The following is a 12,706-nucleotide window of genomic DNA, read 5'->3' as shown; positions in this document are numbered from 1 at the left end:
AATGCCGCCCCATCGCGGCTCCCCAGAACTGAACGGCGCTCGGGGCCTTGCGGTTCCCGTGTGATGCGATTGTGCAGCCCGGTGTTGCCGCGGCGCCACGAATGCGCCGGCGGGCAGGCTCAAAGCTGCTTTTCGTAGATCACGTATTCGCGGTTGATGGAGCTTTCGATGGCGTCGGCGATGGCGACCATCCCCTTGTTGTCATCGAGGATCCAGCCGATTTCGGCCCTCTGCGAACCGTGTATGCCGGTCGCGCTATCGCGGATCTTGCTGATCATCATGAAGGCAAGCTGGCTGGCGAGGCGCGAGCTCTGGAATTCCTTGAGTACGCCCATCAGCGGGACCCGCATGTCGAGCCCGGTGGGCTTGCGCAGCGCCCGCAGCAGGTGGAACCAGCCGAAGGGGAACAGCTTGCCGCGGACCTTCTTCAGCACGCGGTTGAGATCGGGCAGCACCACCATGAAGGCGACAGGTCGACCATCGAGCTCGGCAATCATGTTGAGTTCGGGCCTCACCACCGGCTTCAGCTTCTTGGCCGCATAGGCGATCTCGGCTTCGGTGAAGGGCACGAAGCCCCAGTTGGTCGACCAGGCATCGTTGAGGATTTCCAGCACCGTGCGGATTTCCTCCGCCCAGCGCGACTTGTCGACCTGTCTGACGTGAATGCGCTCGTTGCGTTCGCCCGACTGGACGATCCGCTGCACGATACGCGGAAACGGGTTGCTGATGTCGAGATCGTAGGTCAGCAGGCTCTTGGCGTGTGAGTAACCTGCGCCTTCGATCATGGCCTGGTACTTGGCAGGGTCGTGGCCCATCATGATCATCGGGGAATGGTCGTGGCCCTTGACCAGCAGGCCCGGCTCTTCCCAGATCGACAGGGAAATCGGGCCGATGACGCGGGTCATTCCCTGCTCGCGGAGCCACTCCTCGGCCTGTGCGAGCAGTGCGTGCGCCACGGCCTCGTCTTCTGCGTCGAAGTAGCCGAACATGCCGGTGCCCGTGCCCATGCCCTGTTCCCTGGGCAATTCGAGCGCGAGGCGGTCGATATGCGCTGCAATCCGGCCCACCGGCTTGCCGCCGCGCTTCGCCAGGAACAGCTGGACACTGGCATGGCCGAAAAAGGGGTTCTTGTCGGGATCGATCAGTTCGAGCTGTTCGGAGCGGATCTGCGGTACGCTGTGTTCCACGCGTGCCGCGAATTCGCGCCCGAGGTCGACGAAGGCGGCGCGCCCCTGCTTGCCTTCGACAGCTTCGATAACAATATTCTGGTCAGCCACGCATTGGTCCTCTGATTGGCGCTCTGTTCAGCCACGGTTAGCCCTGAGTATGGCAGTTGATCTTTGTCAAGGAATCGCGCCGCTTCGATTACTATGATCGAGAGCGGGCACTGTCCTTTTTCGTGCCTTTGCACTAAGGCCGCCCCCAGGAAAAAGACCATGAAACTCGACCAGACCCTTCCGGCCGCCGATCCCGCGCAACTGCGCGCCAAGCGCGGCTGGCATTCGCAGATCGCCGACGACAAGGCGATGCTTCGTGCTGCGCGCGACCTGACCAAGGATATCTCGGAGCATCGCGCGGCGATTTACTGGACCGACATGATCGCTTCGGCGCTGATCGGCTATGCTACGCTTGCGGGCGCAATCCTGATCGAAAGCACTGCGCTTGCCATAGTGCTGGCTGTGGTATCGGTGCTCTCGCTCTATCGCGCACTGCTTTTCATCCACGAAATCTCGCATTTCCGTAATGGTGCGCTGCCGGGCTTCCGCACGGGCTGGAATGCGCTGGTCGGCATTCCGATGCTGACCCCCTCCTTCATGTACGAGCAGGTACACACGCTGCATCACAAGCGCACGCAATACGGGACTGTCGAGGATCCCGAATACCTGCCGCTCGCGCTGATGAATGCCTGGAGCCTGCCGCTGTTCGTGATCATTGCGATCCTCGCGCCGGTCGCGCTGCTGTTCCGCTTTGCCGTTCTGGTACCGCTGGGCGCGATCATCCCGCCGATCCGCCAGATCACCTGGCAGCGGGCAAGTGCACTGGCGATCAATCCCGAGTTCCGCCGTCGTCCGCCCGAAGGCGACCTGAAACCGCGCGTCCTGCTTCAGGAAGCTGCGGGGGCGATCTGGGCCTGGCTCCTTATCGGCAGCGTGTTGGTTTTCGGCTGGAAGCCGCTGCTTGTCGCGCTTGGTGTTGCTTCGGCCGTGGCACTGCTCAACCAGCTGCGCACGCTGGTGGCGCATCTGTGGGAGAACGAGGGCGAGGCGATGACTGTCACCGCGCAGTTCCTCGACAGTGTGAACGTGCCCCCGCCGGGCCGTATCGCAGAGATCTGGGCACCGGTCGGCCTGCGCTATCATGCGCTGCATCACCTGATGCCTTCGATGCCATACCATTCGCTTCCCGAAGCCCACCGTCGCCTCGTGAAAGAACTGGGCGAGACTTCGACCTATCACGGCGCAAACCACAAGGGCATGGGCGTCTTGGTGGCGCGTATCGCCCGCAGCACCATGGGGCGCCGCGCCTAAGGCAATCTCGACCGCGCACGAAAAAGGCCGCCCCCCTCGGTGATTGGGAGCGGCCTTTCGATCACGGGTCATGCGACCCCATGAAATGCGTCGCTTAATTGGCGTCGATTTGTGCCTGCACACCGTCTTCGCTGATCGTGGCGTCGACATTGGCGCCGTCGATCGTGACACTCGAACCTTCGTCTTCGGTCGCGACCGGATCGGTCATGACGGTTTCGGTCGCTACCGGCTCTTCGACGACAACGGTATCGCTTTCGGCCTCGGGTGCTTCGGCTTCACCGCAGGCAGCCAGGGCCATGGCAGCGGCAAGGGCGGGAATTGCGAATTTCTTCATGCCGTATCTCCTTTGTGGCATCATTGTGTCATCAATGCGCCGAAATTGAGGCGGTTCCCGTGAAGATGTTCAGCCGAGGAATTTGATCATCGCGCAGCGCCGATCGCGCGGCAGGCCGTGTTCGACTTCCTGGTCGATGTCGGCCGCAAGGCGGGGATGAGCCTCGAGTTCGGCAATCGTCTCGAAGCCATGCCTTGCATAGAATGGCGCGTTCCACGGCACATCGCTGAAGGTCGTCAGCGTGATAGCCTGAAAGCCGCTATTTCCCGCATCGATGGCAATCGCGCGCAGCAGCACGCTGCCGATCCCCTTGCCTTGAGCATCGGGATGGACAGAGAATTCGCGGATATGGAGTTCGCGGCGGAAGGGCTCTGTCGACAGGAAGCCGACTATGCTGTCCTCGCTCGTCGCCACGAGGCAGTGGCCCTTGCGGATCATGCGGCGCTGTTCGTCGGCGGGGATCGCATGCATGCCGGCTACATTTGCCAGCCGCTCGACCGTCTCGAAAAGCTTTCCTGCAGCCAGTTCGATCGCCGGGAGGGCATCGGCATCCTCCAAGCGCGCCAGACGGATGGCGAAATCGCTCATTCTTCTGTGCGGATCAGCACCGTCTCGCCGATGAGGGCGAACAGCAGGAAGGGAGCCCAGGCCGCGAGGAAAGGCGGGTAACCGCCGAAGTTGCCCATCGCGAGCGCGGCATTGTCGACCACGAAATAGGCAAAGCCCAGGGCCATGCCGATAAGCGCACGCACGAAGAGCTGGCCTGAACGGGCGAGGCCGAAGGCCGCTACCGCGCCGAGCAATGGCATGAGGAAGGACGACAGCGGACCCGACAGCTTGTGCCACCACTTGGCCCGCATTTCGCCCGTTCGTCTGCCGGCCTCCTCGAACGCGTCAATCTGTTCGCCGAGATCCCAGAAGGGGATCGCGTCCGGATCGATCTTGGCAAGGTCGATCTGGTCGGGGGTCAGTTCCTCGCCGACGACGATGCTCTCCTGCTCCTGCGTGGAAGCCGAGCCGACATCGAAACGGGTCACGCCCTCCAGCCTCCAGCCGGGGCTGGCAAAGCTGGCGGTGTCGGCATCGATCTGCTCGACGATCGCGCCATCGGGGCTGCGGCGGTACCAGGTGACATCGCGCATGCGGATCGTCTCGCCGCTACCGGTCAGCTGTGCTGCGGTCAGGACATTGCTGCCTTCTGCGAGATAGACATTGGCCCTGACTGAGGATTCCTCCGGGATCGGACCGTATTCCGCTGCGTCCCAGGCCTTGAGCGTAGCCGTGGCGCGGGTCACCACCCTTTCGTTGAAGACGAAACTGAAGGCACCCACCGCAAGCGCGGTCAGCAGCAGCGGCGCGAGGACCTGGTGCGCGGACAATCCGGCGGCTTTCATCGCGATGACTTCGCTGTTCTGGTTGAGCGTCACCAACGAGATCAGCGTCGCCAGAAGCACCGAATAGGGCAGGAAACGCTGGATCAGCTGCGGTATCCTGAGACCCGCATAGGTGAGGAGCTCACCCTGGCCGTTGCCCTCCACCGCGAGGATCTTGCCGCTGTTCGACAGCAAGTCGAGCATCATCAGCACCAGCACCAGCATGACGAGAACCGCCAGGATGCGGACCACGAACAGCTTCGCGAGATACATCGTAAGCGTGCGCGAAGGGAAGAAGTCGAGCTGCATCAGCTTGTCTCCTCATCGATCACAACGCGCCGGTTGCGTTTGAACAGCTTGCCGATGCGCTTGCCGATCTTCGAAAACCAGTTTTCGAGCGCGCCGATGGCCTGTCCGCCCGGCACGAAGGCGACGCGATAATACATCCACATGATCAGTGCGGCGAAGAGGATGAACGGCACCCACAAGGCCAGTATGGGATCGAACATCCCTATCGCGGCCAGATCCTCTCCGTACTGGTTCACCTTGTGATAGGCGACCACCATGATGATCGAGAGGAACACGCCAAGTGCGCTGGTACTTCGCTTGGGCGGTATGCCGAGCGCAACGGCGAGCAAGGGCATCAGCGCCATCATCACCACCTCGACCAGCCTAAAATTGAAACTGGCCTGGGAGGCATCGCGCTTGGTCTCGGTTTCGTTATCGGCCCAGCCGATGCGTAACAGCTCGGGCAGGATATACTCCCGCTCGTCCTCTCCGCGGGCGCGGAATTCCTCGATCGCGGGCAGGTCGATCGGCAGGTCGTGCCGCGTGAAGGTGAGCACGCGCGGGGTCTGGCTTCCGGTGTCCTGGACGATGGTGCCTTCGGTCAACCGCAGGATGATAGTGTCGGGATCATCGGTCGTCGCGAGGAAAGCGCCTTCCTTCGCGCTGATCGAGAGAACTTGCCCCTTGTCGTTTGCTACGCGGGCGAAAATGCCCTTGAGCTGGCGGCCCTCGTTCTCGCTCTCTTCGATGCGCAGCGCCATGCGGTCGGCCAGCGTGGTGAACTCGCCCACCTTGATCGAGGCGCCGAGCGCGCCGGAACGCAGTTCGTATTCGAGCCGCTCGTAGGTGAAACGGCTGACCGGCTGGATGAAGAAGACCAGCGCGACATTGACCGTCATCAGCACGGCGGTGATCGCAAAGGGGACGCGCAGCAGGCGGCCATAGGACATGCCGACAGCGCGGAAGACATCGAGTTCGCTCGTCGTCGCCAGCTTGCGGAAGGCAAGCAGGATACCGAGCAGCAGGCCGAGCGGGATCGCAAGGCTCGCATATTCGGGCAGCAGCGTGGCGAGCATCTTGAACACGACGCCGACCGGTCCGCCTTCCACCGCGACGAAGTCGAGCAGGCGCAGCATCTTGTCGAGCACCAGCAGCGAGGCCGCCAGCGCGAAGACCCCCAGCATGGGGACTATCACCAGCCGGAAGATGTAGCGGTCGATTGCGGGGAGGAAGTTGAGCACTCGGGTTCCGGCTATTGGGTCGCGTCTACGGCTGAGGCCCTAGCGCGAAAAATTGCGCGCGTCATGCCCTACCAGAAACGGCTTCCGGGGATGCCCTTGAACGGACCTGCCTCGCGGCTGGTGATCCAGCCGCCGTAGAAGCCGCCCGGCTGCGGGATGACCTGTTCGCCATCAACGAGGCATTCGTCGAATGGTTCGGGGTAGAAAGCGAAAAACCCGGCGATCGGCACGAAGCTGGCGGTCGGTTCCTGATAGCTCCAGCAGGCAGCCTCGAGCCTTTCATCCTCGATCACGACATCCCAGTAGCGCGCCTGGCCCTTCCATTCGCACAGCGAACGGCGCGGATTGGGCGCAAGATGCTGGGTCGCGACGTCCCGCGGCGGCAGGTAATATGTCGGGGGATGGCTGGTTTCGAGCGTGCGGTAGGCAGCCCGCGTATCGGCAATCGTCACGCCATGGTGGCGGATCACGATATGGCGGTCTGTCTTTTCGAGGATCGCGGGGCGGGGATAGTCCCAGACGCTTTCCTGCCCTTTGCGGACCGGATCGGGTTCGGGATGGCCGAAAAAGGCGATCGCCTCAGGCCTTTTCCAGCGTGCACTGGAGCGGGTGCTGGTTCTCGCGGGCGAAATCCATCACCTGGTTCACCTTGGTCTCGGCGACTTCATAGGGGAAGATACCGCAGACGCCGACGCCTTTCTGGTGGACGTGCAGCATGACCCGCGTCGCTTCTTCCATGTCCATGCGGAAGAAGCGCTTCAGCACGATCACCACGAATTCCATCGGGGTGTAATCGTCGTTCAGCAGCAGCACCTTGTACTGGCTGGGCTTCTTTGGCTTGGCGCGCGTCTTGGTGGCGAGACCAGTCTGGCCTTCGCCGTCGCGCGAATCATCATCGTCGCCTGCGGCGCGGATGGTCATGAAATGATGCGGCTGGGTCATCGAAGGCGCCAATATCGTATCCGGATCGAAAATCGCAAGCTGTGTCCTGTCCGAATTTGGAGGAGACGGGTCAAGAAAACGTCAATTCGCCGCTTTCGTGCCTGCAAAAGCAAACGGGCCGGACAACACCGAAGTGCCATCCGACCCGCCGTTTTCAACCACCGGGCAAAGGGAGAGAGGAGAGAGATGCCCGGCGGGTTGAAGCTGGTATTGTTTTTCGCGCTTAGGCGGCCTTGCGGACCTTCTCAGCGGCGAGGCTCATGCGGCTCGAGAGCGGAGCGAAAGCTTCGTTGGCGAGCTTGAGCATGGCTTCGGTGTTCTTCGAGGTGGTCGAAACCATGGCGTCGAAGTTGCGACGCGCGATTTCGCCCTGCAGCTGGAACAGCTCGGTCGGCGACTTCACAGCGGCCATCTTCTTGACGTCGCCCTGGACGGTTTCAGCAGCCGACTTGGCTTCTTCGACATAGGTGCGGCCCATGTCCTGCATGCCGCCAGCAAGGATCTTGCCGCTCTCGACGAGAGCTTCGAGGTTGCCCTTCTGGAATTCGACGACGTCCTGGGTCATTTCGGCACCCTTGTCGTAAGCAGCCTTGGCGCGGGTCTGCACGTCGGCAGCCATTTCCTTCGCCTTGGCGGTGTAGTCGGTGGTCTTAGCGTTCTTTGCAGTAGCCATGATGGTGTCCTTCAATTTCGTAATCGGGGTAACAGAGGTCTTGGCAGCGGCCTTTTTGGCGACCGGCTTCTTGGCCGGTGCAGCCTTCTTGGCGGCGACCTTCTTCGGAGCGGCCTTCTTTGCCGGTGCCTTCTTGGCAGCGACCTTCTTGGCCTTCTTCGGTGCAGCCTTCTTGACCGGAGCCTTCTTCGGCTTGGCGGCAACGGCTTCGGCGACCTTGTCGGCCTTCACCGGCGCAGTCGTGTCAGCTTCGACAGCCTTCTCGACAGCCTTGGTGTTAACCCCGGCAGTCTTCTTTTCGGCAGCCTCGGCATAAGCCTTTTCGGCAGCAGCATCGATTTTGGTCTGGCTTTCAGCCATGTCAGTAACCTCGCATTTGTTGCACTGCACAAAATAGGTATTGCAGCTGCGAAGTCAAGGATTTTTTGTGCACTGCACAATAAGCCGCGACGAGGCGTGTTTTCAGCGAGTTAAGCCGGATTTCAGCGCGTGGCGACGTAGCGGCCGGGCGCGTCCTCGATCACTTTGTCGCCTTTTCCACCCGGCTTGCGCTTGCCGGTGGCAGCCACGGTTTCGCCGTCCTGGTCGCGCAGCCAGTCGATCCAGTCGGGCCACCAGCTGCCGGGGTGCTCTTGTGCGCCTTCGCGGAATTCGGCGAGGTTTCGAGGGCTCCCGTCATTGGTCCAGTACTGGTACTTGCCCGAGGAAGGCGGATTGACCACGCCGGCGATATGGCCCGAGCCCGCAAGCACGAACTTGATCGGGCCGGTGAAGTGCTCCTTCAGGCGCCACACGCTTTCGGCAGGCGCGATATGGTCTTCCTTGCCGGCCTGCACATAGGTCGGCGTCCTGACCTGCCCCAGGTCGATCGGCGTGCCGTCGACGCTGAGCGCATCGGCCTCGACCAGGCGGTTGTCGCGGTAGAGATCGCGCAAATACTGCTGGTGCCACTTGGCAGGCAGGTTGGTAACGTCCCCGTTCCAGTGCAGCAGGTCGAAGGCTGGATAGTCCTCGCCAAGCAGGTAATTGTTGACGACGTAGTTCCAGATCAGGTCCGTGCCGCGCAGCAGGTTGAAGGTTGCAGCCATGTAACGTCCGTCGAGATAGCCGTCAGGGCTCAGCGCCTTGATCGTGCCGAGCTGGCTATCGTCGATGAAATTGAGCAGCTCGCCCGCTTTTTCGAAATCGACCTGCGCGGTGAAGAAGGTTGCGCTCTTCACCTTGTCTTCCTCACCCCGGCGATGGAGCAGGGCAAGCGTAGCGGCGAGCGTCGTACCGGCCACGCAATAGCCGATCGCGTGGACGCTCGGCACATCGAGGCGGGTGCGGATATGGTCGATCGCGTCGATCTGGGCGCGGACATAATCGTCCCAGATGATATCCTTCATGCTGGCATCGGCCGACTTCCAGCTGACCATGAAGACGGTCACGCCCTGTTCGACCGCCCATTTCACGAAGCTCTTCTTCTCGTTCAGATCGAGGATGTAGAAACGGTTGATCCACGGCGGGAAGATGACGAGCGGGGTCGCCATGACCTTGTCGGTGGTCGGGCTGTACTGGATCAGCTGGTAGAGCGGGGTTTCGTGGACGACCTTGCCCGGGGTCGTCGCGATGTTCTCGCCCAGCGTGAAGGCGCTTGCGTCGGTATGACTGAGCTGCCCGCGGCGCATATCGGCGAGCAGGTGTTCCATGCCCTTGACCAGGTTCTGGCCCTTGGTTTCGAGCGTGCGTTCCATCACGACGGGGTTTGTGAGCGGGAAGTTCGCCGGGCTGGCCGCCTCGGTGATCGCCTTGGTGGTGAACTTGAGCTGCTCGCGCTGCTGCGGGTTCAGGCCCTCCATATTGTCGGCCATCTGCTCCACCCGCTCGGCAAGGAACAGGTAGGTCTGGTGAATCAGCGCGAAGGCCGGATGCGCCCGCCATTTCTCGTCGGCGAAGCGGCGGTCCTTGCGCGGCAGTTCGACATCGCCGCCGGCATTCTCGCCCGCTTTCGGGCCGAGGCCGTACTGGCCGAGTACCGCGTTCCACAGCTCCATCCCTTCGTCCCACAGCGCTTTTTGCTGTTCGGGCTGCGCGATCGGCATCTGCTGGTACCAGTCGGTCGCCAGCGCCATCCAGCGCGCCGGATCGAAATAGGGGACCAGCGCCTGCGGATTGCTCATCTGTTCGGCCTGGTATTGCGCCCAGAGCGCCTGCAGCTTCGCGCCCGTTTCGGCCCAGGCCTGCGCGTCTTCCGGCTTCATCGGCGTGTCGCCCATCATAAGCGAAGGGTCGATCGCGCCCGTCAGCGGAGCAAACATCGCCCGCGCAAGCTTCGCCGGGTGTTCGTAAAGGTTGGTGAAGGGATCGGGCGTTTCGGTCATCTGTGTCCTCTGGCCGTGAAAGCGTCGCTTGTCGCCATGCCAAGATAATTCGTGCTGCCGCAATAGCGAGCATCTTTGCGCTTGGGGCGCGAATAGGTAATCAGTGTGACAGACCAACGCCCAACGGAGCCTAAATGTCCGACGAATTCTATCGCATCAAACGCATGCCTCCCTATGTCATCGCAGAGGTCAACGCGATGCGGCATGCGGCGCGGCAGGCGGGGCGCGACATTATCGATCTGGGGATGGGCAATCCCGACCAGCCCCCGCCGCAGCATGTGATCGACAAGCTGTGCGAAGTGGCGTCCAAGCCCACCGCGCACGGCTATTCGCAGTCCAAGGGCATTCCCGGCCTGCGCCGCGCACAGGCGAACTATTACCAGCGCCGCTTCGGGGTCGAACTCGATCCCGAAAGCGAAGTCGTGGTCACGATGGGCTCGAAAGAGGGCCTGTCCTCGATGGCGACTGCGATCAGCGCGCCGGGCGATGTCATCCTCGCGCCGAGCCCGGCCTATCCGATCCACACCTACGGCTTCATCATTGCCGGCGCCACGATCCGCAGCGTGCCGACCACGCCCGACGAACGCTATTGGCGCGCGCTGGACAACGCGATGGCCTATACCGTTCCGCGCCCCACAGTGCTGGTGGTCAACTATCCCAGCAATCCCACGGCAGAGACGGTCGACCTCGCCTTCTACGAGCGGCTGGTCGACTGGGCGCGCAAGAACGAGGTCTGGGTACTGTCCGACCTCGCCTATTCCGAACTCTATTACGACGGCAATCCCACGCGCTCGATCCTCGAGGTGCCGGGCGCTAAGGATGTGGCGGTCGAGTTCACCTCCATGTCGAAGACCTTCTCCATGGCGGGGTGGCGCATCGGTTTCTGCGTCGGCAACAAGAAGCTGATTTCGGCCCTGACGCGCGTGAAGAGCTATCTCGACTATGGCGCCTTCACTCCCGTGCAGGCAGCCGCCTGTGCCGCGCTCAACGGCCCGCAGGATGTCGTCGAGCAGAACCGCGCCCGCTACCAGGCACGGCGCGATGTCATGGTCGAAAGCTTCACCCGCGCGGGTTGGGAGATCCCTTCGCCGCCCGCCAGCATGTTCACCTGGGCCCCGCTGCCCAAGGGGTTCGAGCATATGGGCAGCCTCGAATTCTCCAAGAAACTCCTGCAGGAAGCGGAAGTTGCCGTGGCGGCAGGCGTCGGTTTCGGCGAGGAAGGCGAGGGCTTCGTGCGCATCGCCATGGTCGAGAACGAGCAGCGCATCCGGCAGGCCGCGCGCAACATCAAGAAGTTCCTTACGGAGCATGCGAAACACTAGGTAGTCATCCGGAATTCCGGAAAAATCCAACATCAGCCATTGGTTAAGCGACGGGTGGGGATAGGAGTCCCTTATGTCGCTCGCCGAATATTCATGGCTCTCCGTGTCTCCCAGCCCTCCGGGGCGCTGGGACCTCCGGCTCATGGGCTGGACATTACATTCCTTCTTCCGCTGCGAGGCGCTGCCGCACGGCATTCCCGCCCTGCTCGACTGGCGGGTGGGATGCCGCTGTCCCGACTGGGGGCTTTTGCAGAACAAGCAGAACGTGATCGTGATCGGCGTCGATGATGCCGAAACCCGCGCCCAGCTGCTGAGCGAAGGTTTCGGCGATGCACTCGATTCGCAGCACGCGCTGGTGGAACTCGCCGCGCGCCTGCTCAAGTTGGAAGGTCTTGCGAAAAGCATTCCGCAACTGCGCCGTGCGGGGCCCCTGGTGCTCGACCTCTTCCACCGCGATGCCCGCCTGAAAGATCGCTGGATCGGCCTGCATCCGCGCGAATTCGGCCTGCTCTGGCGGCTGGCGGAAACGCCGCACCGGCAGGTCAGCCGCAAGGAGCTCTTGCAGGATGTCTGGCGCCTGCGGCACGAGCCGGAAACGAACTCGCTCGAGGTCCATGTCTCGCGCCTGCGCGCCAAGCTGGCGGTCTCTCAGCTCGGCTGGCTGGTCCACACGCATCCTGAAGGCGGTTACCAGCTGGGCTCGCGCCGCCGCGGCGATGGCGAGCCGATCCGCGTTGTCGAAGGCGGCGCGCTGGACAGTCGCGGCGCGATAAAGCAGGAAAGGCCTTCCGAATACCGCAGAGTGCAGGAACGCCATGATCACCGAGAACCGCGTTACGATTGACCTTGCCGACAACGGCGTCGCACAGGTCCGCTTCAACCGCCCGGACAAGATGAATGCGCTCGATCCGGCGCAATTCGAGGCAATCATCGCGGCGGGTGAGGAACTGCGCGAAATGAAGGGCTTGCGCGCCGTGGTGCTGGCGGGCGAGGGGCGCGCTTTCTGCGCGGGCCTCGACGTATCGAGCTTCACCGCCGCGCCCGATGGCGAGCGCAAGCCGCTGACCGAGCGGACGCATGGCAATGCGAACACCTTCCAGGAAGTCGCCATGACGTGGCGCAAGTGCCCCGTGCCGGTGATCGCGGCGGTCCACGGCGTGTGCTTTGGCGGCGGTCTCCAGATTGCCAGCGGCGCCGATATCCGCGTGGTCCATCCGGCAACGCGCATGGCGATCATGGAGATGAAGTGGGGCCTCGTGCCCGACATGGGCGGCTATCACCTGTGGCGCGGCAATGTGCGCGACGACGTCTTGCGCGAACTGGTCTACACCAACCGCGAGTTTACCGGCGAGGAAGCTTTGGCATACGGCCTTGCGACCTTCGTCACCGAGGATCCGCTGGGCAAGGCGAACGACATCGCGAACGAGATCGCCAATCGCAATCCAGAAGCCATCCGCGCCGCGAAACGCCTTCAGGACGCCATGCTGGAACAATCGGGAGACGAAATCCTGATGGCCGAGAGCGTCGAACAGGCAGGCGTGATGCGCAAGCCCAACCAGATCGAGGCGGTCATGGCCGGCATGCAGAAGAGGGCGGCGAATTTCACCGACGTTTGAGGGCAACCATCCCCGCGGTTGCCCGA

Annotated in this window: 13 protein-coding genes; 4 read left to right on the top strand and 9 right to left on the bottom strand. The window is 62.5% G+C overall.

Annotated elements, in window-relative coordinates:
• Positions 1 to 119: 119 nt before the first annotated feature.
• Entirely contained in the window at positions 120 to 1,277 is a 1,158-nt protein-coding gene (locus K3136_RS06035; RefSeq protein WP_221431968.1) for an N-acetyltransferase, read from the bottom strand.
• Positions 1,278 to 1,436: 159 nt separating this feature from the next.
• Here K3136_RS06035 and K3136_RS06030 point away from each other — a divergent pair, with 159 nt between their 5' ends.
• Positions 1,437 to 2,528, top strand: coding sequence for a fatty acid desaturase family protein (locus K3136_RS06030; RefSeq protein ID WP_221431967.1), 1,092 nt, complete (start codon positions 1,437 to 1,439; stop codon positions 2,526 to 2,528).
• Between the two features lie 94 nt (positions 2,529 to 2,622).
• Here the strand turns inward: K3136_RS06030 and K3136_RS06025 are convergent, their stop codons facing one another.
• The 8 genes from K3136_RS06025 to K3136_RS05990 form a co-directional block, all read right to left on the bottom strand.
• Complete coding sequence (locus K3136_RS06025; RefSeq protein WP_221431966.1) at positions 2,623 to 2,862, bottom strand: hypothetical protein; 240 nt, start codon at positions 2,860 to 2,862, stop codon at positions 2,623 to 2,625.
• A gap of 69 nt (positions 2,863 to 2,931) precedes the next feature.
• Positions 2,932 to 3,450, bottom strand: a complete 519-nt coding sequence (locus K3136_RS06020; RefSeq protein ID WP_221431965.1) for a GNAT family N-acetyltransferase — start codon at positions 3,448 to 3,450, stop codon at positions 2,932 to 2,934.
• On the bottom strand, positions 3,447 to 4,544 hold the full coding sequence (lptG, locus tag K3136_RS06015) for an LPS export ABC transporter permease LptG (RefSeq protein WP_221431964.1): 1,098 nt from the start codon (positions 4,542 to 4,544) through the stop codon (positions 3,447 to 3,449). The genes K3136_RS06020 and lptG overlap by 4 nt, the downstream gene beginning before the upstream one ends.
• Positions 4,544 to 5,764: an LptF/LptG family permease gene (locus K3136_RS06010; protein ID WP_221431963.1), complete on the bottom strand. Its 1,221-nt coding sequence runs from the start codon at positions 5,762 to 5,764 to the stop codon at positions 4,544 to 4,546. Before K3136_RS06010 ends, lptG begins: the two co-directional genes overlap by 1 nt.
• A 68-nt stretch (positions 5,765 to 5,832) precedes the next feature.
• Complete coding sequence (locus tag K3136_RS06005; protein ID WP_221432237.1) at positions 5,833 to 6,339, bottom strand: DUF427 domain-containing protein; 507 nt, start codon at positions 6,337 to 6,339, stop codon at positions 5,833 to 5,835.
• 4 nt (positions 6,340 to 6,343) lie between these two features.
• On the bottom strand, positions 6,344 to 6,706 hold the full coding sequence (gene clpS / locus K3136_RS06000; protein WP_221431962.1) for an ATP-dependent Clp protease adapter ClpS: 363 nt from the start codon (positions 6,704 to 6,706) through the stop codon (positions 6,344 to 6,346).
• A gap of 223 nt (positions 6,707 to 6,929) precedes the next feature.
• The gene (locus K3136_RS05995) at positions 6,930 to 7,739 is read right to left on the bottom strand and encodes a phasin family protein (protein ID WP_221431961.1); all 810 of its coding nucleotides are present in this window, start codon (positions 7,737 to 7,739) and stop codon (positions 6,930 to 6,932) included.
• A 122-nt stretch (positions 7,740 to 7,861) separates the two neighbouring features.
• Positions 7,862 to 9,742 (bottom strand): PHA/PHB synthase family protein, encoded by a 1,881-nt coding sequence (locus tag K3136_RS05990; protein ID WP_221431960.1) that lies wholly within the window; start codon positions 9,740 to 9,742, stop codon positions 7,862 to 7,864.
• A 134-nt stretch (positions 9,743 to 9,876) separates the two neighbouring features.
• Between K3136_RS05990 and K3136_RS05985 the strand changes: the two genes are divergently transcribed.
• From K3136_RS05985 to K3136_RS05975, 3 genes are all read left to right on the top strand, one after another.
• Positions 9,877 to 11,064, top strand: a complete 1,188-nt coding sequence (locus tag K3136_RS05985; protein WP_221431959.1) for an LL-diaminopimelate aminotransferase — start codon at positions 9,877 to 9,879, stop codon at positions 11,062 to 11,064.
• Positions 11,065 to 11,137: 73 nt separating this feature from the next.
• Positions 11,138 to 11,908: a winged helix-turn-helix domain-containing protein gene (locus tag K3136_RS05980; protein ID WP_247711451.1), complete on the top strand. Its 771-nt coding sequence runs from the start codon at positions 11,138 to 11,140 to the stop codon at positions 11,906 to 11,908.
• Positions 11,880 to 12,680 carry a crotonase/enoyl-CoA hydratase family protein gene (locus K3136_RS05975; RefSeq protein WP_221431958.1) on the top strand — a complete coding sequence of 267 codons (801 nt, stop codon included), beginning with the start codon at positions 11,880 to 11,882 and terminating at the stop codon, positions 12,678 to 12,680. The genes K3136_RS05980 and K3136_RS05975 overlap by 29 nt, the downstream gene beginning before the upstream one ends.
• Positions 12,681 to 12,706 lie beyond the last annotated feature (26 nt).

Source organism: Qipengyuania gelatinilytica (assembly GCF_019711315.1).
Lineage (GTDB): Bacteria > Pseudomonadota > Alphaproteobacteria > Sphingomonadales > Sphingomonadaceae > Qipengyuania > Qipengyuania gelatinilytica.
Note: the sequence above shows the minus strand (reverse complement) of the source record. Positions and strands in the feature narration are given on the sequence as shown.

Bases quoted from the DNA above. Each gene is read 5' to 3' on its own strand.
- K3136_RS06030 (WP_221431967.1), top strand. From the start codon at position 1,437: ATGAAACTCGACCAGACCCTTCCGGCCGCCGATCCCGCGCAACTGCGC.
- K3136_RS06025 (WP_221431966.1), bottom strand. From the start codon at position 2,862: ATGAAGAAATTCGCAATTCCCGCCCTTGCCGCTGCCATGGCCCTGGCT.
- K3136_RS06020 (WP_221431965.1), bottom strand. From the start codon at position 3,450: ATGAGCGATTTCGCCATCCGTCTGGCGCGCTTGGAGGATGCCGATGCC.
- lptG (WP_221431964.1), bottom strand. From the start codon at position 4,544: ATGCAGCTCGACTTCTTCCCTTCGCGCACGCTTACGATGTATCTCGCG.
- clpS (WP_221431962.1), bottom strand. From the start codon at position 6,706: ATGACCCAGCCGCATCATTTCATGACCATCCGCGCCGCAGGCGACGAT.
- K3136_RS05995 (WP_221431961.1), bottom strand. From the start codon at position 7,739: ATGGCTGAAAGCCAGACCAAAATCGATGCTGCTGCCGAAAAGGCTTAT.
- K3136_RS05990 (WP_221431960.1), bottom strand. From the start codon at position 9,742: ATGACCGAAACGCCCGATCCCTTCACCAACCTTTACGAACACCCGGCG.
- K3136_RS05985 (WP_221431959.1), top strand. From the start codon at position 9,877: ATGTCCGACGAATTCTATCGCATCAAACGCATGCCTCCCTATGTCATC.
- K3136_RS05980 (WP_247711451.1), top strand. From the start codon at position 11,138: ATGTCGCTCGCCGAATATTCATGGCTCTCCGTGTCTCCCAGCCCTCCG.
- K3136_RS05975 (WP_221431958.1), top strand. From the start codon at position 11,880: ATGATCACCGAGAACCGCGTTACGATTGACCTTGCCGACAACGGCGTC.